The sequence below is a fragment of the Mesorhizobium tianshanense genome (assembly GCF_007830515.1).
GTDB lineage: Bacteria > Pseudomonadota > Alphaproteobacteria > Rhizobiales > Rhizobiaceae > Mesorhizobium > Mesorhizobium tianshanense.
Genome location: NZ_VLKT01000003.1, coordinates 205,830 through 225,687 on the forward strand (window position 1 = coordinate 205,830; position 19,858 = coordinate 225,687).

Annotated in this window: 19 protein-coding genes; 12 read left to right on the top strand and 7 right to left on the bottom strand. The window is 63.0% G+C overall.

Annotated elements, in window-relative coordinates; genetic code table 11:
- The first annotated feature begins 2 nt into the window (after window positions 1-2).
- Genes IQ26_RS03770 through IQ26_RS03780 form a run of 3 tightly spaced genes read left to right on the top strand, consistent with a single transcriptional unit; the run spans window position 3 to window position 2,611 of the window.
- Window positions 3-599, top strand: a complete 597-nt coding sequence (locus tag IQ26_RS03770; protein ID WP_145713715.1) for a dimethylamine monooxygenase subunit DmmA family protein — start codon at window positions 3-5, stop codon at window positions 597-599.
- Entirely contained in the window at window positions 596-1,561 is a 966-nt protein-coding gene (locus tag IQ26_RS03775) for a PDR/VanB family oxidoreductase (RefSeq protein WP_145713718.1), read from the top strand. Before IQ26_RS03770 ends, IQ26_RS03775 begins: the two co-directional genes overlap by 4 nt.
- A gap of 9 nt (window positions 1,562-1,570) precedes the next feature.
- The gene (locus IQ26_RS03780) at window positions 1,571-2,611 is read left to right on the top strand and encodes a heme-dependent oxidative N-demethylase family protein (RefSeq protein WP_145713721.1); all 1,041 of its coding nucleotides are present in this window, start codon (window positions 1,571-1,573) and stop codon (window positions 2,609-2,611) included.
- A gap of 156 nt (window positions 2,612-2,767) precedes the next feature.
- On the opposite strand, the gene IQ26_RS03785 is transcribed toward IQ26_RS03780, so the two are convergent.
- Complete coding sequence (locus IQ26_RS03785; protein ID WP_145713723.1) at window positions 2,768-3,490, bottom strand: helix-turn-helix domain-containing protein; 723 nt, start codon at window positions 3,488-3,490, stop codon at window positions 2,768-2,770.
- A gap of 258 nt (window positions 3,491-3,748) precedes the next feature.
- On the opposite strand from IQ26_RS03785, the gene IQ26_RS03790 reads away from it, so the two are divergent.
- The gene (locus IQ26_RS03790; protein WP_145713727.1) at window positions 3,749-5,107 is read left to right on the top strand and encodes an NAD(P)-binding domain-containing protein; all 1,359 of its coding nucleotides are present in this window, start codon (window positions 3,749-3,751) and stop codon (window positions 5,105-5,107) included.
- 263 nt (window positions 5,108-5,370) lie between these two features.
- Here the strand turns inward: IQ26_RS03790 and IQ26_RS03800 are convergent, their stop codons facing one another.
- From IQ26_RS03800 to IQ26_RS03810, 3 genes are all read right to left on the bottom strand, one after another.
- Window positions 5,371-5,682, bottom strand: coding sequence for a hypothetical protein (locus tag IQ26_RS03800; RefSeq protein ID WP_145713731.1), 312 nt, complete (start codon window positions 5,680-5,682; stop codon window positions 5,371-5,373).
- Between the two features lie 188 nt (window positions 5,683-5,870).
- A complete protein-coding gene (locus tag IQ26_RS03805; RefSeq protein ID WP_145713734.1) occupies window positions 5,871-7,388 on the bottom strand; it encodes a hybrid sensor histidine kinase/response regulator in 1,518 nt (505 codons plus the stop codon).
- A gap of 83 nt (window positions 7,389-7,471) precedes the next feature.
- Window positions 7,472-8,218 carry a response regulator gene (locus IQ26_RS03810; protein ID WP_240546984.1) on the bottom strand — a complete coding sequence of 249 codons (747 nt, stop codon included), beginning with the start codon at window positions 8,216-8,218 and terminating at the stop codon, window positions 7,472-7,474.
- 162 nt (window positions 8,219-8,380) lie between these two features.
- On the opposite strand from IQ26_RS03810, the gene IQ26_RS03815 reads away from it, so the two are divergent.
- Window positions 8,381-8,983 (top strand): TetR/AcrR family transcriptional regulator, encoded by a 603-nt coding sequence (locus IQ26_RS03815; RefSeq protein WP_145713741.1) that lies wholly within the window; start codon window positions 8,381-8,383, stop codon window positions 8,981-8,983.
- A gap of 260 nt (window positions 8,984-9,243) precedes the next feature.
- Here the strand turns inward: IQ26_RS03815 and IQ26_RS03820 are convergent, their stop codons facing one another.
- A complete protein-coding gene (locus IQ26_RS03820; RefSeq protein ID WP_145713744.1) occupies window positions 9,244-9,915 on the bottom strand; it encodes a GntR family transcriptional regulator in 672 nt (223 codons plus the stop codon).
- Between the two features lie 173 nt (window positions 9,916-10,088).
- Here IQ26_RS03820 and IQ26_RS03825 point away from each other — a divergent pair, with 173 nt between their 5' ends.
- The 5 genes from IQ26_RS03825 to IQ26_RS03845 all read left to right on the top strand — a co-directional run bounded on the left by IQ26_RS03825 (window position 10,089) and on the right by IQ26_RS03845 (window position 15,924).
- The gene (locus IQ26_RS03825) at window positions 10,089-11,036 is read left to right on the top strand and encodes a TRAP transporter substrate-binding protein (protein ID WP_167522660.1); all 948 of its coding nucleotides are present in this window, start codon (window positions 10,089-10,091) and stop codon (window positions 11,034-11,036) included.
- 70 nt (window positions 11,037-11,106) lie between these two features.
- The gene (locus tag IQ26_RS03830) at window positions 11,107-11,673 is read left to right on the top strand and encodes a TRAP transporter small permease subunit (RefSeq protein WP_145713752.1); all 567 of its coding nucleotides are present in this window, start codon (window positions 11,107-11,109) and stop codon (window positions 11,671-11,673) included.
- Complete coding sequence (locus IQ26_RS03835; protein ID WP_145713756.1) at window positions 11,670-12,986, top strand: TRAP transporter large permease; 1,317 nt, start codon at window positions 11,670-11,672, stop codon at window positions 12,984-12,986. The genes IQ26_RS03830 and IQ26_RS03835 overlap by 4 nt, the downstream gene beginning before the upstream one ends.
- Window positions 12,983-14,410 carry a malonyl-CoA decarboxylase gene (locus IQ26_RS03840; protein WP_145713759.1) on the top strand — a complete coding sequence of 476 codons (1,428 nt, stop codon included), beginning with the start codon at window positions 12,983-12,985 and terminating at the stop codon, window positions 14,408-14,410. The genes IQ26_RS03835 and IQ26_RS03840 overlap by 4 nt, the downstream gene beginning before the upstream one ends.
- Window positions 14,410-15,924, top strand: coding sequence for a malonate--CoA ligase (locus IQ26_RS03845; RefSeq protein WP_145713763.1), 1,515 nt, complete (start codon window positions 14,410-14,412; stop codon window positions 15,922-15,924). Before IQ26_RS03840 ends, IQ26_RS03845 begins: the two co-directional genes overlap by 1 nt.
- 85 nt (window positions 15,925-16,009) lie before the next feature.
- On the opposite strand, the gene IQ26_RS03850 is transcribed toward IQ26_RS03845, so the two are convergent.
- Window positions 16,010-17,158 carry an alpha-hydroxy acid oxidase gene (locus IQ26_RS03850; RefSeq protein ID WP_145713766.1) on the bottom strand — a complete coding sequence of 383 codons (1,149 nt, stop codon included), beginning with the start codon at window positions 17,156-17,158 and terminating at the stop codon, window positions 16,010-16,012.
- 405 nt (window positions 17,159-17,563) lie between these two features.
- Between IQ26_RS03850 and IQ26_RS03855 the strand changes: the two genes are divergently transcribed.
- Window positions 17,564-18,340: a sulfite exporter TauE/SafE family protein gene (locus IQ26_RS03855; RefSeq protein WP_145713769.1), complete on the top strand. Its 777-nt coding sequence runs from the start codon at window positions 17,564-17,566 to the stop codon at window positions 18,338-18,340.
- A gap of 255 nt (window positions 18,341-18,595) precedes the next feature.
- Here the strand turns inward: IQ26_RS03855 and IQ26_RS03860 are convergent, their stop codons facing one another.
- A complete protein-coding gene (locus IQ26_RS03860; protein WP_145713772.1) occupies window positions 18,596-19,003 on the bottom strand; it encodes a VOC family protein in 408 nt (135 codons plus the stop codon).
- Between the two features lie 277 nt (window positions 19,004-19,280).
- Here IQ26_RS03860 and IQ26_RS03865 point away from each other — a divergent pair, with 277 nt between their 5' ends.
- The gene (locus IQ26_RS03865; protein WP_145713800.1) at window positions 19,281-19,775 is read left to right on the top strand and encodes a superoxide dismutase family protein; all 495 of its coding nucleotides are present in this window, start codon (window positions 19,281-19,283) and stop codon (window positions 19,773-19,775) included.
- Window positions 19,776-19,858: the final 83 nt, after the last annotated feature.

The following is a 19,858-nucleotide window of genomic DNA, read 5'->3' on the forward strand; positions in this document are numbered from 1 at the left end:
GAATGGCAGCGAAGAGCATCATCAGCCGGCCGGTTTACGGAACCCTGTCTCCGCAGCCCGGCAAGCACCATCTTTTCGTGGCGGATGCGGAAGGAGCGCTGGCGATATCAGACCTGGCCGCCAAGGCGCCTACCGGCTTTTTCGGCGATGCCCACATCATCTTCATCCCCGGTGCTGACGGCAAGCATGTCGCCGCGCTCGAAGCGCTGAACCCGGCGCAGTTCTACCAGGGTCCTTCCTTCGCCAGCGCCTTGCCGCGGCTGAAGCAGACGCTGGCCAACGCGCATATGGGCCTGCGGCTCTATCTCGCCGGCACCGAGGGGCTGATCGGCCAGGCCATGCAGGCGGCGCTCGAAGCTGGCATCGATCACACATCAATCCAGACCGAACATCGCGGCTCGCTGGCGCGTCGCGTCCAATGCGTTCACTGCAAGGGCATCACCGAAAACGTGACGACGCAGCCGGCGACCTGTTCGCATTGTGGCCTGCTTCTTCTGGTACGCGATCATTACTCCAGGCGCCTCGCGGCATTCCAGGGCGTGTGCATCAATGCCGAGGACCGCAGCGAAATTCCTCCCACGGAGGAGATCTATCGATGAGCACCGGCACCACCAAGCTCGACGTCGTGGTGAGCGACGTCGTCCCGGTCAACGAATTGGTCACGCGCTTCCATTTCCGCCGGCGTGACGGCGAACTTCTGCCGACGTTTTCCGGCGGCGCCCATGTCGTCGTCGAAATGCGCGACGGTGGGCGGACCAGGCTCAATCCCTATTCGCTGATGGGCTCGCCGCTCGATACGCGCGAGTACACGATCTCGGTGCGCCGCGACGATGCCGGCCGCGGCGGCTCGCTGTTCATGCACCGGAGCGTCAAGCCGGGGCTGGAAATGGTGATCAGCTACCCGGTCAACCTGTTCTCGCTCGATTTGCGCGCCAAAAAACACCTGATGCTGGCCGGCGGCATCGGCATCACCCCGTTCATGGCGCAGACCGCGCAACTGGCGGCGGAAGGCGGCAATTTCGAACTGCACTACACCTGCCGCACCGCCACGCTAGGCACCTACGCCGATGTGCTCCGAGAGCGCTATGACCGTCGGGTCAGGCTCTATCACGACGACCGCGACGAGCGCATCGAACTCGACCGGCTGCTGTCATCGCAGCCGCTCGGCACGCATCTCTATGTCTGCGGCCCGTCGGGCATGATCGACTGGGTGCGCGATCACGCAGCAAGCCTGGGCTGGCCGGCGGAAACCGTCCATTTCGAGCATTTCGCCGCCCCCCAGCCCGGCGCCCCGTTCGACGTGACGCTGGCCCTCAGCGGCAAGACGATCCGCGTCGGCGAGCAGCAGAGCCTGCTCGAGGCGATCGAGGCGGCCGGCGTCGATCCGCCCTATCTCTGCCGCGGCGGCGTCTGCGGCCAATGCGAAACCAACGTGATTTCGCATGACGGCAAATTCATCCACAACGATCACTGGCTGAGCGAGGAAGAGCATCGATCCTGCGGGAAGATCATGCCCTGCGTGTCGCGCTTCGAGGGCAGGTCGCTGGTGCTGGAAAGATAGGAGGCGAGCTTGGGCATCACCTTTCGCAAGGAAACGTTCCGTAACGACTTCACCTTCAAGAACAGCCCGGAGCACATCAGGCGGTTCCCGTTCCCGTTCCACGAAGACAGCTACATGTATGCGGTCAATATCGAGCCGCATGTCGTCGGTCCGAAGGGCAGCGTGCTCGAAAACCTGATCGACGTCGACGAGCACTATGTCGCCGAGATGCAGGACCGCGCGCTGGTGCTTGCCGAAGACCCGCTGCGCTGCCAGTCGCTGCCGCATATGACGCTGGCCGGTTGGGACCTGCTGGAACTTCTGATGGAGCAGCAGGCGCTGGGCTATCCCGAGCATTTCACGCTGACGCGCGATGGCGACCGCTGGCGCTGGATCAACCGGCCGCTCGGCATCGACGACACCTTCACCTTCGGCGATGTCTCGACGCTGCCTTACGGGCCGATGGAGTACATCACGCGTCAGAGCCAGGGAGATTTCTGCATTCTCGACCAGCGTGACGGCAATCTGTGGATGGATGCCGGCATGGTCACCACCCAGGCCGACTGGTCGCTCGATTTCGACATCGGCATGAACTTCTTCGAGTGGCACGCGCCGGTGCCGCTGGCGCATGAGAAGGGGATTTTCACCCGGGCGCTGAAGTTCCTCACCAACATCCAGCAAGGCAAGCCGGCGCGGCGCCTGAACTGGACGATGACCATCAATCCGCGCCTCGACACCAGCCCGGAAAACTATCACAAATGGGGTCCGGACCGCACCACGGTGACGCCCGAAAATGTCGGCGAAAAGGTCCATCTGCGCGTCGAGCTGCAAAGCTTCTGGCGGCTGCCGCGCTCGAACGGCATCGTCTTCCCGATCCGCTGCTATCTGATCAAGATGGACGAACTGGTGACGCAGCCCAAATGGGCAAGGCGCCTGCACCGCGTGATCCGCGACCTCCCCGAGGAACTCGCCAATTACAAGGGCCTGACACGCTACCGCCCGACGCTGGTCGAATGGCTGTCGAAGCTCGACGACGGCAGCCCGACGTCGCCGGGCTTCGGGCCGGATTGAGCGAGTCCCCCTCATCCGGCCCTTCGGGCCACCTTCTCCCCGCCGGGGAGAAGAGGCTGGCATCAACGCTGGCGACCTCCTCTCCCCTCGGGGAGAGGTCGGATTGCCCCGAATTGTCCTTCGCAATCCGGGTGAGGGGGTCTGCTTGCGTCCCGCTCAACCCGCGCTGCTCTGCGGATAGCAGATGATCGAGAGGTAGCGCATCGGCAGGACCGTCAGCACTTCCGGCCCGTGCGGCGCATCGGCGTCGAAGAACAGGCTGTCGCCGGGCTTCATCGGGTAGAGGTTGCTGCCGTGCCGGTAGGTAACCTCGCCTTCGAGCATGTAGAGGAACTCCATGCCTTCGTGCTGGAAGGTCGGAAATACATCGGAATCCTCGGTCAGCGTGATCAGATAGGGTTCCACGACGACGCCGCTGGTGTTCGAGCCGATATGGCCGAGCAGATTGTACTGGTGGCCGGCGCGCGTGCCGCGGCGCTCGACATCGAGCCCTTCGCCGGCCTTGACGAAGACGGCGCTGCGCTCCTCCTCGAAACGGCGAAAGAAGGCGGTGACCGGAACACCAAGCGCCCGCGACAAGGCCTGCAGCGTCGTCAGCGACGGCGAGGTGATGCCGTTCTCGATCTTCGACAGCATGCCCAGCGAAATATCGGTGGCCACGGCCAGGTCTGCCACGGTGATGCCGAGCTTCTTGCGAAACGCCCGCACCTCGCGGCCGATGGCGACCTCCAGCACTTTTTCACGGGTGTCGCGGATGGCGTGCGGGTTCTGCGTCAGCGGTGTTCGGATCGTTCGTCCGTCGGTCGCCTTCGGCGACGGTTTGGTCTTGGCCAGAGCGGCGCCGGCACCATTCTTGAGGTCGGAAGCTGTTTTCGCCATGTCGCTACTCCGGACTCTGTGGATTTATTTCACTCACGGTGAACATATTCGGTGCCGATACAGAAGCGCAACCGCCACAGCAAGCCATCCACGATTGATTTCTCGTATGCTCCGCGGGCTGCTAGCGTGGATCCCGCTGGAAAATCGACCTTGATGAAACGAGGTTTCGCGACAAGGCTGTTGACAGCATTGAACGGCGAATTACTGTCCTGTCAGTGAAATTTGTTTCGTTAGAGAAATGAGATCGGGAGGCCCGGAATGAAAAGTCGTGTTGCCGTCATCGGAGCCGGACCGTCCGGCCTGGCCCAGCTTCGAGCCTTCAAGTCGGCTGCCGACAAGGGCGCGGATATTCCGGAAGTCGTCTGCTTCGAAAAGCAGTCCGACTGGGGTGGCCTGTGGAACTACACCTGGCGCACCGGCCTCGACGAGCATGGCGATCCGGTGCATGGCTCGATGTACCGTTACCTCTGGTCGAACGGACCGAAGGAGTGCCTCGAATTCGCCGACTACACATTCGAGGAGCATTTCGGGCGGCCGATCGGCTCCTATCCGCCACGCGCCGTGCTGTGGGACTACATCAAGGGCCGCGTCGAAAAATCCGGCGTGCGCAAATGGGTGCGCTTCAACAGCCCGGTGCGTATGGTGACCTTCTCCGACGAGACGAAAAAGTTCACCGTCACCGCGCATGACCGCACCAACGACGTCACCTATTCGGAAGAGTTCGACAACGTCGTCGTTGCCTCGGGGCATTTTTCCGTGCCCAACGTCCCCTATTTCGAAGGTTTTTCGACTTTCAACGGCCGCATCCTGCACAGCCACGATTTCCGTGACGCCATGGAATTCAAGGACAAGGACATCCTGATCATCGGCCGCTCCTATTCGGCCGAGGACATCGGCTCGCAATGCTACAAATACGGCGCCAAATCGATCACCTCCAGCTACCGCTCGAAGCCGATGGGCTTCAAATGGCCCGACAACTGGAAGGAAGTGCCGCTGCTGCAGAAGGTCGTCGGCAAGACCGCGCATTTCAAGGATGGCTCCACCAAGGATGTCGACGCCATCATCCTGTGCACCGGCTATCTGCACTCGTTCCCGTTCCTCACCGACGATCTGAAGCTCAAGACCGCCAACCGCATGTGGCCGGACGGGCTCTATGAGGGCGTCGTCTGGGAGAAGAACCCGCAACTGTCCTATATCGGCATGCAGGACCAGTTCTACACCTTCAACATGTTCGACGCGCAGGCCTGGTTCGCGCGCGACGTCATCATGGGCCGCATAAAGCTGCCTTCGGCCGAGGCGATGGCGGAACACGGCGCGAAATGGCGGGCGCGCGAGGAAACGCTGGAAGACGCCGAGCAGATGATCTGGTTCCAGGGCGACTACACCAAGGAGCTGATGGAGCAGACCGACTATCCGGGCTTCGATGTCGAGGCGGTCAACCAGACCTTCATGGAGTGGGAGCACCACAAGGTGGAAGACATCATGGGCTTCCGCGACCACGCCTACCGCTCGCTGATGACCGGCACGATGGCGCCGCTGCACCATACGCTGTGGCTGCAGGCGATGGACGATTCGATGGAGAGCTATCTCGAGGTGAAGGGGGTGGCGGCGGAGTAGCGGCGTCCTCGCCGCACCACGAGTTCCAGCCAGGCCGGCGCACGACCCACCCATGGTGGCTTTCGCCATGCACGGCCTGCGGGAACAGTGGGTCCGCGAAACAACCCACAGCGACCGCAATGGCCGTGGGTTCGTGACGGATACCAAAAGACCGTCGAGCCGCACGTTTAACCCATGGCGGCGTAAGCGGCTACGCTCCCGCCTTTGGACGAAATGGATAATGGCGCAGCTTTCACCGCGCCATCATTCTCACGCGTTCAGGCTCAGGGAACCGGCTGATAGAAGCATGGCTTGGCGCGCGCCTGGAACTGCGAACCGCCGAGCGGCGTGATCGACTTGTTCTTGGCGCCGGCCCACTGGGCCCACTTGTTGCCGTACTTCGAGGCAACCAACTGGACCCACATGGCCTGGGCGACGGGCAACGAGGGGCCGTTGACGGCTTCGTAGGCCCGCTTGCAGTCGCCCGGCTGCGGTCCGACTGCCTTCATCTGGGCAGCGGTGGCGGCACCTGCGACGAGCGCGGACATGACGATCGCCGCGCCTATGCTGTGGAAAGTAATGGTCCTCTGTTTCATTTCATTCTCCTCTGGTTGGTTCGCGGACGTCGCCTGGATCAGGTCTTGCATCCGCCATGAGCTTCGATGTACGCGGTTCATTCCGCTCGCATCGCCGTCGTTTGACGATGGAAACAGGATGCACCCGCGATGCATCGCGCGGATTGCGCCGCGCAGGCGGACTCATTTCAAATGTTTCCGGAATGGTTTCAGCGGCCGCGCGGGCCAAAATCCGCGACGAGTCTTGCGACGTCCGCCGGCGTGAACGGTTTTTCGAGGAATGGACGGCCGGACTCGGCGAGAAAACGCCCGGCCGCGGGGCCGAGCGCATCTCCGGTCACGAACAACGTGCGTTCGACGAGTGCGGCATGGTACGCTTTGATCCATTGGAACAGGGCCGGTCCGTCCATGTCCGGCATGCGCAGGTCGCAGATCACCGCGTCGTAGCCGCCGGCAGCGTCCGCAATCAGCGCCTGCGCCTCCGCGCCGCTGCTGGCGATGTCCGAACGGTAGCCCTTGCGGGAGAGAGCCTCGGCGATCAGCTTCGCGATCTGTGGTTCGTCGTCGATGACGATCGCCCGCAGCGCGACGGTGCCTCGATCCGAAACCGTATCCGTCGCCTTGCCGACACCCTCGACCTTCATCTCCGAACCGGTCGCCAGGGGTAGCGTCAGCTCGAACGCCGCACCGCCGAGCGACGAGGCGGTGAGCGCCAGTTGGCCGTCCTGCGACTCGGCCAGGCCGCGCGAGATCGAAAGCCCGATGCCCGTGCCGATCCCTAGAGGTTTCGTCGTGAAGAATGGTTCGAAGATCTGCATCTGAATAGCCGCGGGAATTCCCGGTCCGCTATCGTCCACGACGATCCTTGCCTTGCCCTCGAGCCCTACGAATGTGCGAATTTCGATGGCGCGGCTGCCCGCGGCTTCCTGCAGCGCCTGGTTCGCATTGACGATCAGGTTGACGACGATCTGCTGCAACTGATTCGGGTCGATGAAGACCTCGGGCATCGCCTCGTCATAGTCACGGTACACCGCGACGCCGTTGCTCCTCAGCCCGTAGGCCAAGAGCTCGATCGCGCTGTCTAGCAGCGGCGCCACCGCCACCGCGCGCTTCTCTGCCTTTTGCTGGCGGGCGATCGCCATGAAGGAGCGTATCACGCGTGCGCAGCGCTCCGCCGCTACCTGGATTTGCTTGACCCGTTCGCCCGCCGATTCCGCAAAGCCGTTCCCCTCAAGCTCCTCCTGCAGCACCGTCGCCTGCCCGAGCACCACCGACAGCGGGTTGTTCAACTCATGTGCGACGCCGGCGAGCAGCGAACCGATCGCGGCGAGCTTCTCGCTCTGGTGAAGCGCCTCGCGCTGTCGCTGGATTTCCGCGGCCGCCGCCTTCGCCGCGGAGAGATCGCGCAGATTGGCGGTGAAATAGCGCCCGTCCGGTAGGTTCACTTCCGTGATCGCCAGCTCGACCGCGATGATCGTGCCGTCCTTGCGCCGCGCATCCATCTCCACGCGGCGGCCGAGCACATGCGGTACGCCGGTGGCGCGGTAGCGGGCCATACCGGCCTCGTGCGCCTCCTTGTGGTGGTCGGGCACGATCAGCGAGCTGATCGAGAGGCCGATCGCTTCGCTCTTCGAATAGCCGAACGTCGTCTCGGCGGACGCGTTCATCGTCACGACGCGCCCCTCCTCATCGACGACGATCACCGCATCAAGAGCGGAATCGACCACCGCCGCATAGATGACGGCGTCGCGCTGGAGATCGTTGAGGCGGGAGCCGCCTCGCTTGCGGGCAGGCTTTGTCCTCGCGCCGTTCAAGCTGGCGGAACGTAGACGTAGCCGACGCTGCGCACGGTCCTGATGACCTGCGGCCTGGTCGGGTTGACCTCGATCCTTTTCCGGATGCGCGTCACCCTTATGTCGATCGCCCGGTCGCAGCAGCCTGAGCCGTGCTCCGACGAGTCACCGAGCAGGCGGTCCCGCGTCAGCACCTTGTTGGGGTGCTGCGCGAAGGTCGACAACATCTCGAATTCGGTCGCGGTGATCGGCAGGTCGGCGCCGTTCCGGTCGATCAGGCGGCGCGCGTCGAAGTCGAGGAAGGCTTCGCCGAAGCAGGCGACGTTCAGTTGCCGCCGCTCCCGTGCTGACTGGGGCCGCTGCGGCACTGCCGGGCAGCCTCCGGCCGCCTGTGCGCGGCGCAGCACGGCGTGCACGCGCGCGGCGAGCTCGCGCAGGTCGAACGGCTTGGTCACATAGTCGTCGGCGCCGACTTCGAGCCCCACAACCCTGTCGATCGTGTCGGCCAGCGCGGTCAGCATGACGATCGGGACCTGCTTCGTCGCCCGCAGCCTGCGCGCGATCGAGATGCCATCCTCGCCGGGCAGGTTGACGTCGAGCACTACGAGGTCCGGCGCCACCATGTCGATCGCCCGGTCGAGTTCGGCCCCGTTCGCGCAGCGGCTCACATGACAGCCCCCGCGCCCGAGATAGTCCGACACCATCGAAAGGACGTCAGGCTCGTCGTCCACGACCACGATCCTTGTGGAAGCATTCTGAAGCACTCGGGCAATCCTCCTTGCTCGCTTCATGAGTGCGTGAAAACCGCGATCGGTTCACGCCTGCTTTCCAACTTTGCTGCTGGCCCAAGAGAAAGTGAGTTGCCCCGGCAGATTTAGCGGACTATCTATTTCACGGAATTATATTTTTGTCAAATTGGAGGCCGAATGCCTCGCGAATACAAGATGCGCAAGCGCGCCGACGACTGGCACAATACGCGTGAGCGCATCCTCCGGGCCACAATGCAACTGCACGACGAGAAGGGTGTGGCGCCGACGACCTTCTCGGACATCGCGAAACGCGCGGGGCTCGGCCAGGCGACGCTCTACAGGCATTTTCCGACGCTTGGCGACCTCGTGCAGGCCTGCGGCGGTCACGTGTGGCAGCAAATGCGCCCGCCGACCCCCGAAAGCGCCGCAGGCGCCTTCGACGGGTTGACGAGCACCAACGAGCGCCTAGCGAGGCTCGTCGAGGAGATCGACGCCTTCTACCAGCGCGGTGCGCTGCGACTCGGCCTCGCAGGCCGCGACCGCGATCTCATTCCGGCGCTCGACTATTTCCTGAAGGCCGTCGAGGCCGGCGTCGAAGCCTATGTCAGGGAGGCGCTGGCCCCTTCCAAGGCGTCGAAGCGTACCGTGGAGGTCGTCGCCGCGCTGATGAGCTTTCCGGTATGGTCGCGCTTCCGCCAACTCGATCTTTCCGGCCGCAAATCCAGGGAACTAACCGCAAGGCTCATCCACTGCGCGATGCGGGCGGCGAAGGATTTTTAGATTGACCGCTTGAATGGCGTCCGACGGATTCAACTCCATATTGGCTATCAATCGGCCATTTCACGACCTTCACAACGTCTCCTCTGCCAGCACGAAGCTCAACTTTGGGAGCGCGGCCGACCACTCGCCGGCGCCTTTGTTCGCATTGCAAACGATTTCACGCCACATGGGAAGTTGGCATACAAGCGCTTGCCGCTTGTCACTCCCGCCGTATTCGGCGGACAGTCGGCGATCCGTGGAGGTCGTGGCCCATGCCGTCGTTAAGGCGACCGGGCTGTCTTGTCCCGTCGACTGAGATTGGAGACGAGGTCGCTGAACCGGTCGCCTTGAACCGCGATATGGTCGCGTAGACGCTGACGCGCTGCAGCCTCGTCGCCGTCGAGGATCGCCTGGATGATGCCCGCATGTTCGCCGATCGACACCTTGACGCGGTTGCGAACGCGCAACTGCAGGCGCCGGTAGGGGCGCAGCCGCCGATGCAGCGCGGCGCACTGTTCGGCGAGGAAGGTGCTGTGGCTGGCCGCATAGATGGCGTGGTGGAAGACTTCGTTGTCGTAGTAGTAGGAATCGGTGTCCTCGCTCGCCGCCGAGAGTTCGCACCGTTCATGGCTCGCCAGCAGCGCCGCGCGATCCTGCTCGGTGTGGCGCCGGGCAGCCATCGCTCCCGCCATGCCTTCGAGTTCCGCCATCACCTCGAACATCTCATAGATACGGTTCGGCCCAGGGTCGACGACGACGGCGCCGCGCCGTGGCCTGGCCTCGACCAGGCCGATGGCGCTCAACTGCATCAGCGCTTCCCGGATCGGTGTCCGCGAGACACCAAAACGCGTGGCGAGTTGCACCTCGTCGAGGCGCTCACCAGGCGAGAACTCGCCGGTGATGATTCCATTTTCGATCTCGTCGCGTAGTTTGTGGAACGTATTGCTGGTCATGCGGATGATTGGGCCCAGTTCGCAGATTATGTATACAAGACTGTTGACATTGCACGCAAGAGCGACAAACAATCATAGCATTCGGGCGGGAGGTCCGGAATCCAAGGGAGGTTGCAGTGCAGAAAATCAAGAAGGTGCTGAAAATTTCGGGCCTCGTCGCGGCCGCCTGCCTCATGGGCGGCGTTGCCGCCGCCCAGACGGTCCTCAAGGCTTCGCATCAGTTTCCCGGCGGCAAGGGCGATATCCGCGACGAGATGGTGCAGATCATTGCCCGCGAGGTGGCGGCCGCCAATGTCGGGCTCGAGGTCCAGGTGTATCCGGGCGCCTCGCTCTACAAGCCCAATGACCAGTGGAACGCCGTCACGCGCGGCCTGCTGGAAATGACATCATTCCCGCTCGACTACGCGTCCGGCCGCCATCCGGAGTTCTCGGCGACGCTGATGCCGGGCCTTGTCGGTAATTTCGACCGCGCCGCGCGGCTCAACGATTCCGAGTTCATGACCGACATCAAGAAGATCATCGAGGACGCCGGGGCGCTGGTGATTTCCGATGCCTGGCTGTCCGGCGCGTTCGCGTCCAAGAAGGGCTGCATCACAACGCCGGACACGGTCAAGGGTCAGGTCATCCGCGCCGCCGGTCCGGCCTTCGAGCAGATGCTCGTCGCCGCCGGCGCGTCGATCTCGTCCATGCCCTCATCCGAAATCTACACCGGCATGCAGACTGGCGTGCTTGACGCCGCCAACACCTCTTCGGCCAGCTTTGTATCCTATCGGCTCTATGAGCACGCGAAATGCCTTACGGCGCCAGGTGAGAACGCGCTGTGGTTCATGTACGAACCGGTGCTGATCTCGAAGAAGATATTCGACGGTCTCAACGCCGATCAGCAGAAAGCGATCCTCGCGGCGGGCGAGAAGGCGGAAGCCTTCTTCAACGAGGAAGTTCGCAAGGGCGATCAGGTCATGGTCGACACCTACAAGAAGGCGGGCGTCGAAGTCGTCGAAATGTCGAAGGCCGACTACGACGCCTGGCTCGAACTGGCCAAGCAGTCTTCATACAAGAACTTCGCCGAGAAAGTCCCCGGCGGAGACAAGCTGATCGAGAAGGCCCTTGCCGTCCAGTAACAGCGCGATCCACGCCGGCCACCGCCTCTCCGGCGGATGGCCGGCCCCGTGCATTGCTGGGAGGATTGGCATGGTACGTGTCTACATCAGGTCGGTCGGTGGTCTGTCACAGGCGTTCGCGGTTGTCGCGACGCTGCTACTGATCGCCGCCATGCTCGTCGTCTGCCAGATGATCTTCATCCGTTATGTGTTCCGCGCCGCGACGATCTGGCAGACGGACTTCGTGGTGTTTGCCGCGACCGGCGCGATGTTCCTCGGCGCACCTTACGTGTTGCTCAAGGGCGGACATGTCGGGGTCGATGTGGTCGAGATGGTGGTCACTGAGCGCACCCGCCGCGCGATGCGCATCGTAGCCAGCCTGCTCGGGCTGCTGTTTTGCGCCATCATGGCGTATGCGAGTTGGCTCCAGTTCCACGAGACCTGGGCCGGCGGCTGGCGTCATTCCAGCGTCTGGGCGCCGCCGCTTTGGATACCGGTATCGGCTCTTCCGCTGGGCTTCGGCATGCTGTGCCTGCAATATGTGGCGCAGATCCTCGTCCTGCTGTCGGGCGGTGTTGCGCCCGCGCCAACGCATGTGCCCGCGGAGGCGCTCGAAGCCGCGGCCGCCGTTTCGCCATCTACGGAGACGCCGCGATGAGCCCGACTTTCGCCGGCCTGACGATCATCGTCGCTCTGTTCGTGCTGCTGGGGACGGGCATGCCGATCGCCTTCGCCCTTGGCCTGGCCGCCGTTTGCGCCCTGTTCCTGCAGAGCGGCCCGGGTGTCATCTATGTCCTGTCCGAGACGATGTTCTCGGGCATCGCCAATCTCGCCTATGTCTCGATCCCGATGTTCGTGCTGATGGGGGCGGCGGTCGCGTCATCGCCGGCCGGCGCGGATCTCTATACCTCGCTCGATCGCTGGCTGAACCGCATCCCCGGCGGGTTGGTCCTGTCCAACATCGGCGCCTGCGCCATCTTCTCCGGCATGACGGGTTCGTCGCCGGCGACCTGCGCCGCCATCGGCAAGATGGGCATTCCCGAGATGCTCCGCCGCGGCTATCCGACGTCCGTCGCCAGCGGCTCGATCGCCGCCGGCGGCACGCTCGGCATCCTCATTCCGCCATCCGTGACCCTGATCGTCTACGGCATCGCCACCGAGACCTCGATCGGACGATTGTTCATGGCCGGCGTCATTCCCGGACTGATGCTCACGATCATGTTCATGATCTGGGCGGTGATCGACTGCAAGCGCCAGGGCTATGACTTCGGCGCGCGCGCGGTACGGTTCACGCTGCGCGAGAAACTGGCGGGGATGCCGCGCGTATTGCCGTTCCTGCTCATCATCGCGGGAACGCTCTACGTGCTCTACGGCGGCCTCGCGACGCCGTCGGAAGCGGCCGGCGCCGGCGCGCTGCTCACCTTGGCCGTGGTGATCGTCGCCTATCGGCTGTTCCGCTTCCGCCCGGTCGCCGGCATCTTCGGCTCGGCGATGCGCGAGAGCGTGATGATCATGATGATCATGGCGGCGGCCGAACTGTTCGCCTTCGCGCTTTCGTCGCTGTTCATCACCCAGTCGATCGCCGCCGCGATCGCCGATCTGGAGGTCAATCGTTGGGTGCTGATGGGCGTGATCAATATTTTCCTGCTGGTCGCCGGGATGTTCCTGCCGCCTGTGGCGGTGATCGTCATGACGGCGCCGATGCTGTTCCCGATCGTCACACAGGCCGGTTTCGATCCGTACTGGTTCGCGATCGTCCTCACCATCAACATGGAGGTCGGCCTGATCACGCCGCCGATCGGCCTCAATCTCTTCGTCATCAACGCCATCGCGCCTGACATTCCGACGCGCCAGATCCTGTGGGGCGCATTGCCCTATGTGCTCGTGATGTTTCTGGCGATCCTGATCTTGTGCATCTTCCCCGGCCTCGCCACATGGCTTCCGAACCAGATGATGGGGGTAGCGATATGAACAGCGTTTCATTTCTCGGTGACATGCTGCAGACCATCGCCGAACGCGGCCGCCGTTTCCTGTCGCCAAGCGGCAAGGAAGAGGCGGGCGCCGGCGGCGTCGAGGCGATTTGCGAGACGCTGCTTTCGAGCCACGGCGAGGCGTCGGGCATGGCCCTGGCGAAGACCATCCTCGACCGCTGGTCGCGGTTCGACGAGGAGCAGCGCCGGGACTTCATGGTGATGCTGTTGGAGAGGTTCGGGCCCGACGCCGCGCGGCTCGATAAGGCCATAGACGACTACCGCGGCCTGAGGACGCCGCAGGCGCTGCTGGAACTGCATTCCGCCGCCGAGCCCAGGCGGCAGGAATTGATCCGCCGGCTCAATCTTGCTCCCAACGGCATAGCGACGCTGGTGCGCATGCGCGAAAATCTCCTGGCGATGAAGTCTGCCCAGCCGGATCTCGACGCCGTCGATGCCGATTTCGCGCATCTGTTCGGGTCATGGTTCAACCGCGGCTTTTTGGTGCTGCGTCCGATCAGCTGGTCGACGCCAGCCGATATCCTGGAGAAGATCATCCGCTACGAAGCGGTGCATCAGATCGACGGCTGGGACGAGTTGCGCAGGCGTCTGGCTCCCGACGATCGCCGCTGCTTCGCCTTCTTTCATCCGCAACTGGTCGATGAGCCGCTGATCTTCGTCGAAGTGGCGCTCACCCGTTCCGTTCCAGCCGCGATCGCCGACGTTCTGCGCGAGGACCGGGCGGCGATCGCCGCGGCCGATGCCACCACGGCCGTGTTTTATTCCATTTCCAACTGCCAGCAGGGGCTGCGCGGCATTTCCTTCGGCAACTTCCTGATCAAGCAGGTGGTTGAGGATCTGCGCCGGGAACTGCCGAAGCTCGACACTTTCGTCACGTTGTCGCCGGCGCCCGCCTTTGCGCAATGGCTGGCGCGCGAGCGGCGGGCGGAGACCTCGGATGCGATCGATGACACTGATCGGGCGGTGCTCGCGGCGCTGGACGATCCAAACTGGCTTTCGGTTCCCGCCGCGACCACGGCAGTGCAGCCCGTTCTTACCACCGCCGCCGCCTGGTACCTCCTGCGTGCCCGCAACGCCCAGGGCAAGCCGGTCGACCCGGTGGCGCGCTTCCATCTCGGCAATGGCGCACGCCTCGAGCGCATCAACTTTCTCGCCGACAAATCGGCTTCCGGCATGCGCCAGGCACACGGGCTGATGGTGAACTATCTTTACAAGCTCGATGATATCGAAACCAATCACGAGGCTTTCGCGGGCAGAGGCGAAGTCGTGGCGGCCCAGGGTATCCGCCGCCTGCTGCGCGCGGACAGGCCGCAACGGGCGCTTGCGGTGCTGCGCGCGCCCCCGCGGGAGCGGCCGGTCGGGGCGAAGACCGCGGACGGCAAGGGGACCAGGGAACTGACGTGATGAACAACCACATGTTCGACGCCGTGCGTAGCGCGGCCGCCGCGCGCGATGCGGCCTTTATCATCACGGCGGGTGGAAGCGTGTGGACCTATGGCGACATGCTAGACTTTTCGGGCCGCCTTGCCGGCCGACTCCTGGCGCTGGACGTAAAACCCGGCGACCGGGTCGCCGTGCAGGTCGAGAAAAGTCCCGAAGCGTTGATGCTCTACCTCGCCTGCCTGCGCGCCGGCGCGGTCTACCTGCCACTCAATACCGCCTACACGCTCGCCGAACTCGATTATTTCATCGGCGACGCCGAACCGACTCTGGTCGTGGTGCCACCGACCTCGGCCGCCGGCGTGGGGCCGGTGGCGGCAGCCCACGGGGCGAAGCTCGAAACGCTCGATAGTCGCGGCGGCGGCTCGCTGCTCGACGGCATCGGTGGCTTCTCGGCCGGCTTCGCCGACGTGGCGCGCGGTCCCGACGACCTCGCCGCTATCCTCTACACGTCGGGCACGACCGGCCGCTCGAAGGGCGCCATGCTGACGCACGACAATCTGCTGTCGAACGCGATGACGCTGCGGGACCATTGGCGCTTCACGGCGCGGGACCGGCTGATCCACGCACTGCCGATCTTCCATACCCACGGGCTGTTCGTCGCCTCGAATGTTGTCCTGCTCGCCGGCGCATCGATGTTTTTTCTGCCGAAGTTTGACGCCGACGAAGTGTTGCGCCTGATGGCGGCCGCGACGGCGATGATGGGCGTGCCGACCTTCTATGTGCGGCTGGTCCAGCATCCCGGCCTGACGCGGGAGGCGACCGCCGGAATGCGGCTCTTCGTATCCGGCTCGGCGCCGTTGCTCGCGGAGACGCACCGGCTTTTCAGCGAGAAGACCGGTCACGCTATCCTCGAACGCTACGGCATGACCGAGACGAACATGAATACGTCGAACACATATGATGGCGAGCGCGTGGCCGGCACGGTCGGTTTCCCGCTTCCGGGCGTCGACCTGAGGATTGTCGACCCCGACACCGGCACGATCGTGGCCCAAGGCAAGACGGGGATGATCGAGGTTCGTGGCCCCAACGTGTTCAAGGGCTACTGGCGCATGCCGGAAAAGACCGCCGCTGAATTCCGCTCCGACGGTTTTTTCATCACCGGCGATCTCGGTATGGTCGACGATCGCGGCTATGTCCACATCGTCGGCCGGGGCAAGGACCTCGTGATCTCCGGCGGCTACAATATCTATCCCAAGGAGGTCGAGTCCGAGATCGACCAGTTGTCCGGCGTGGTCGAAAGCGCCGTGATCGGCGTGCCGCATCCTGATTTCGGCGAGGGCGTCACCGCCGTGATCGTCAAGCAGCCTGACGCCGCGATCGATGAAGCGGTGGTGCTGGATGGGCTGAAGTCGCGGCTGGCGCGCTACAAGCAGCCGAAGAAAGTGCTGTTCGTCGAAGACCTGCCGCGCAACACGATGGGCAAGGTGCAGAAGAACGTGCTGCGCGAGCGCTACAAGAATCTCTACGGCGGCTGAGCCCCTTTTTCCGACAGCTCGGCCGGCTGGGCAAGCCCATCCATGCGGCTGCGGCGAGCCGGGACGCGCGCGGTGAAGCTACCTGTCACTGACGGAAGCGCAGGTTCCGCCGCTTGAGCTCGCTGACCGAGGTGCAGCCCATCAGCTTCATGCCGCGCTCGATCTCGATGTGCATCAATTCCAGCGAGCGTTCGACGCCTGCCTGGCCGGCGGCCGCCAATGGAAAGAGGTAGTAGCGACCCAATCCGACGGCCTTTGCGCCCAGCGACAGCGCCTTGAGAACGTGGGTGCCGCGCTGCACGCCGCCATCCATCATCACATCGATTCTGTCTCCCACCGCATCGACGATCTCAGCAAGCTGGTCGAAAGCGGTACGCGAGCCGTCGAGTTGGCGACCGCCGTGATTGGAGAGGACAATTCCGGTGCAGCCAATCTCGACCGCACGCCTGGCATCCTCGACCGACATGATGCCTTTCAGGCAGAATTGTCCGCTCCAGTGCTGCACCATCTCGGCAACGTCGTCCCACGACATCGAGGGGTCCAACATCTCCGTGAAGTAGCGACTGATCGACATCACGCCGCCGCCCATGTCGACATGGCTGTCGAGCTGCGGCAGCCGGAACTGCTCATGCGTATAGTAGTTGATCGCCCAGGATGGCTTGATCGCGAACTGGGCGATGCCGGCGAGATTGAGCTTGAAGGGAATGGCGAAGCCTGTCCGCTTGTCACGCTCGCGGTTGCCACCGGTGATGCTGTCCACTGTCAGCATCATCACTTCCACGCCCGCCTGCTTGGCCCGGGCCATCATCTCACGATTCAATCCACGATCCTTGTGGAAATAGAACTGGTAGACCTGCGGCCCATTGCTGATCTGGCGCGTCTCTTCGAGGCTGACGGTGCCGAGCGAGGAGACGCCGAACATCGTGCCATGTTTCGCCGCCGCTGCCGCCACCGCACGCTCGCCCTGATGGTGGAACAGGCGCTGCAGCGCCGTTGGCGAGCAGTAGACGGGCATCGCCAGCTTCTGGCCCATGACGGTCACCGACATGTCCACGTTGCTCACGCCGCGCAGGACGTTCGGCACCAGGTCGCAGTCATCGAAGGCAGCCCTGTTGCGCCGATAGGTGACTTCGTCTTCGGCCGCACCGTCAATGTAGTTGAAGATCGGTCGGGGAAGACGCTGTTTGGCCATGCTGCGAAAGTCATGGAAGTTGTGGCAGTTCCTCAGACGCATGTCATCACTCTGTTGGCCCGGGCTCCACTCTGTTGGCCCCGGGCTCAATTCCCGTTGGCCCGGGCTCACCTGCCCGATAGTACGCTGCAGCGCAATGCTTCTCGCCGACAGACGCTGGTTAAAGATAGACACCGCAACGGTCGACCCGGTCGTAGGGCGAAGGTCGGCCAGCTCTGGAGAAGTGGTGGCAAGGTCGGCAATTGACGATACCATATGACCTTGAAGATGTGAGGAAAGGCGTCGGTCGAGCGGACCGTTTCCCGGTCGTCGTCACCATTGCTGATGCCGGGCGTTTGGTGAATTGTGGAAGCATGAAGATACAATTGCATACGCTGCAGGCAGCGGGTCGCCCTTTCGCCAATTACGACCCGCACTTTGTTGGCCCGCACTTTGTTGGAGAGCTGAATGCAGGACTTCATTCTCTTTGCGGTCGTGGGGTTTGTGGCCCAAGCCGTGGACGGGGCTCTCGGCATGGCCTACGGCGTGATTTGCTCGACAACGCTGCTGGGGTTTGGCGTGTCTCCCGCACACGCTTCAGCTTCAGTTCACGCGGCTGAACTGTTTACCACTGCCGCCTCCGGTTCGGCTCACATCTATCACCGCAATATCGACTGGAAACTTTTCTGGCGGCTGATGCCGTTTGGCGTGCTCGGCGGCGTTCTCGGCGCTTTTGTGCTGACGTCGTTTGAAGGAGACATCGTGAAGCCATACGTGACCACCTACCTTGCGCTTGTCGGAGCCTGGCTCCTGTTCCGTTCATTCCGGCGGATACCAAGCAAGCCGGTCCCAGCAGGCGCGGTAGCTCCGCTTGGACTTGGTGGTGGATTTCTCGATGCCGCAGGGGGTGGCGGGTGGGGACCTATGGTGACGACGGGCCTTCTCGGTTTTGGCGGCACGCCGCGCTACGTTCTCGGCACGGTAAATGCCAGCGAGTTCCTCATCACGTTCTCAGTATCCCTAACCTTCCTGTTTGCGTTGCTGACGGGCCATTGGAAGGAGGCAGGAAAGCTGGCAGAAGATCTCGTACCCGTTGCCGGCTTGATCCTTGGCGGCGTGATCGCAGCGCCGATTGCCGGATTGGTAGTGAAGTCAATCGCGGAAAAGACGCTTCTCAGGCTGGTTGGTGCTCTCATTATACTGCTGGCAGGCTGGCAAACCGCGGAACTCTTCGAATTGGTGTAAACCAACGTCGTGAAACCCCAGCTCGCATGCCCGGCAATCCGTGGTGTGCGTCCGCGGACGACACATGATGTCATCCCTTGACAGGATTCGCGGCCTTCCAAGCCCAGGGCGGCTGCGCGCCGTGGCGATTGAGGGTATGACCGTCGTGCCTGCGCTGGAAGCTGTCGGCGAGGTAGGCGTAGGTTTTCGACGCTGGTGAGTTTGACGGTGTTGCTCACCGAGCAGGGGGGGCAATCCTTTGGCGCAAGCGCCCGCTTATTCTGGCGCGTGGCAGACCGCCTCGACATTGAAGCCATCCGGATCGATCACGAACGCCGCGTAATAGGTTGGATGATAATGTGCTCTGATGCCCGGCGGGCCGTTGTCACGTCCGCCATGCGCCATCGCGGCGGCGTAATAGGCGTCAACAGCGGCCCGGTTTTCGGCCGCAAAAGCGATGTGGATGCCCGTCCCGCGCGCGCCGTCCGTCGCGACATGATGGACGTCGTTGGACAGCCAGAAGAAAGGCTTGCCATCCTTCCCATAGCCTATGCCGTGATAGCCGCCGCTTTCTTCGGGGTGCACTTCCATCATCGTCGCGACGCCGAGCGGTGTGAGCGCGGCATCATAAAACCGGCGAGAGGATTCGAAGTCGCGTGCACTGATGCCCATGTGATCGATCATGACCCTGTCCTTCTTCGGCATATCCCGCGCAGCTTTGTAGTCGATTCAGCTGAAGAACGGATTGAGCGGGATCAATATTCTCGAAATGTCTCAAATCCACCGGGGACCTCCATGCAACGAAGAATCCGACATGTTGCGATTCTGCACTGCAGAAAGAACGTGCACAGACCGGACGCTTACAATCCGTGGAATGGGGCCGGAGATAAACTCAATTCCCAAATGGAACGAAGAGACCGCTTTGTTGTTTGGCTTCCGTGGACAACCGGAGGCCAGGTCGATGAAAAAATTGCTCGCAACAACAGGATTGGCGCTGGCGGTCGCGATGCCTGCAGCGGCTCAGGACACCGCGACCGCGAAAGCCGAATTCGTCAACATGACCGGCGAGAAGAACGGAACGGCCACGCTGACCGAGACGGCGCAGGGTGTGCTGATAGCGCTGGAGGTGACAGGACTGCCGGCGGGCGAATGGGTCGCGTTCCATGTTCATGAAACTGGAAAGTGCGATCACCAGACCGGCCATGACTCGGCAGGGGGGCATTTCAATCCGACAAATGCCGAACATGGATATCTCGCCGCAAAGGGCCCGCACGCGGGCGATATGCCAAATCAGCGGGTCGGCGCCGACGGCGTTTTGCGTGCCCAGGCTTTCAACGGCATGGTCAAGCTGGATGGCGGAGAAACGGCGATACGAGGCAAGGCATTGATGATCCACGGCGGACAGGACGACTACAAAAGTCAGCCCGCCGGCGATGCCGGAAAACGTCGACCGTGAACAATCCGGGCCCTAAGCGGCGACCGACTTCGGCCGAAGTTGAAGCAGGGCGATCAAGAGCGACAAAAAATCCTTCAGCCACC

Bases quoted from the DNA above. Each gene is read 5' to 3' on its own strand.
- IQ26_RS03770 (WP_145713715.1), top strand. From the start codon at position 3: ATGGCAGCGAAGAGCATCATCAGCCGGCCGGTTTACGGAACCCTGTCT.
- IQ26_RS03775 (WP_145713718.1), top strand. From the start codon at position 596: ATGAGCACCGGCACCACCAAGCTCGACGTCGTGGTGAGCGACGTCGTC.
- IQ26_RS03785 (WP_145713723.1), bottom strand. From the start codon at position 3,490: ATGGCGAAAACAGCTTCCGACCTCAAGAATGGTGCCGGCGCCGCTCTG.
- IQ26_RS03790 (WP_145713727.1), top strand. From the start codon at position 3,749: ATGAAAAGTCGTGTTGCCGTCATCGGAGCCGGACCGTCCGGCCTGGCC.
- IQ26_RS03800 (WP_145713731.1), bottom strand. From the start codon at position 5,682: ATGAAACAGAGGACCATTACTTTCCACAGCATAGGCGCGGCGATCGTC.
- IQ26_RS03815 (WP_145713741.1), top strand. From the start codon at position 8,381: ATGCCTCGCGAATACAAGATGCGCAAGCGCGCCGACGACTGGCACAAT.
- IQ26_RS03820 (WP_145713744.1), bottom strand. From the start codon at position 9,915: ATGACCAGCAATACGTTCCACAAACTACGCGACGAGATCGAAAATGGA.
- IQ26_RS03825 (WP_167522660.1), top strand. From the start codon at position 10,089: ATGGGCGGCGTTGCCGCCGCCCAGACGGTCCTCAAGGCTTCGCATCAG.
- IQ26_RS03830 (WP_145713752.1), top strand. From the start codon at position 11,107: ATGGTACGTGTCTACATCAGGTCGGTCGGTGGTCTGTCACAGGCGTTC.
- IQ26_RS03835 (WP_145713756.1), top strand. From the start codon at position 11,670: ATGAGCCCGACTTTCGCCGGCCTGACGATCATCGTCGCTCTGTTCGTG.
- IQ26_RS03840 (WP_145713759.1), top strand. From the start codon at position 12,983: ATGAACAGCGTTTCATTTCTCGGTGACATGCTGCAGACCATCGCCGAA.
- IQ26_RS03845 (WP_145713763.1), top strand. From the start codon at position 14,410: ATGAACAACCACATGTTCGACGCCGTGCGTAGCGCGGCCGCCGCGCGC.
- IQ26_RS03850 (WP_145713766.1), bottom strand. From the start codon at position 17,158: ATGCGTCTGAGGAACTGCCACAACTTCCATGACTTTCGCAGCATGGCC.
- IQ26_RS03855 (WP_145713769.1), top strand. From the start codon at position 17,564: ATGCAGGACTTCATTCTCTTTGCGGTCGTGGGGTTTGTGGCCCAAGCC.
- IQ26_RS03860 (WP_145713772.1), bottom strand. From the start codon at position 19,003: ATGATCGATCACATGGGCATCAGTGCACGCGACTTCGAATCCTCTCGC.
- IQ26_RS03865 (WP_145713800.1), top strand. From the start codon at position 19,281: ATGAAAAAATTGCTCGCAACAACAGGATTGGCGCTGGCGGTCGCGATG.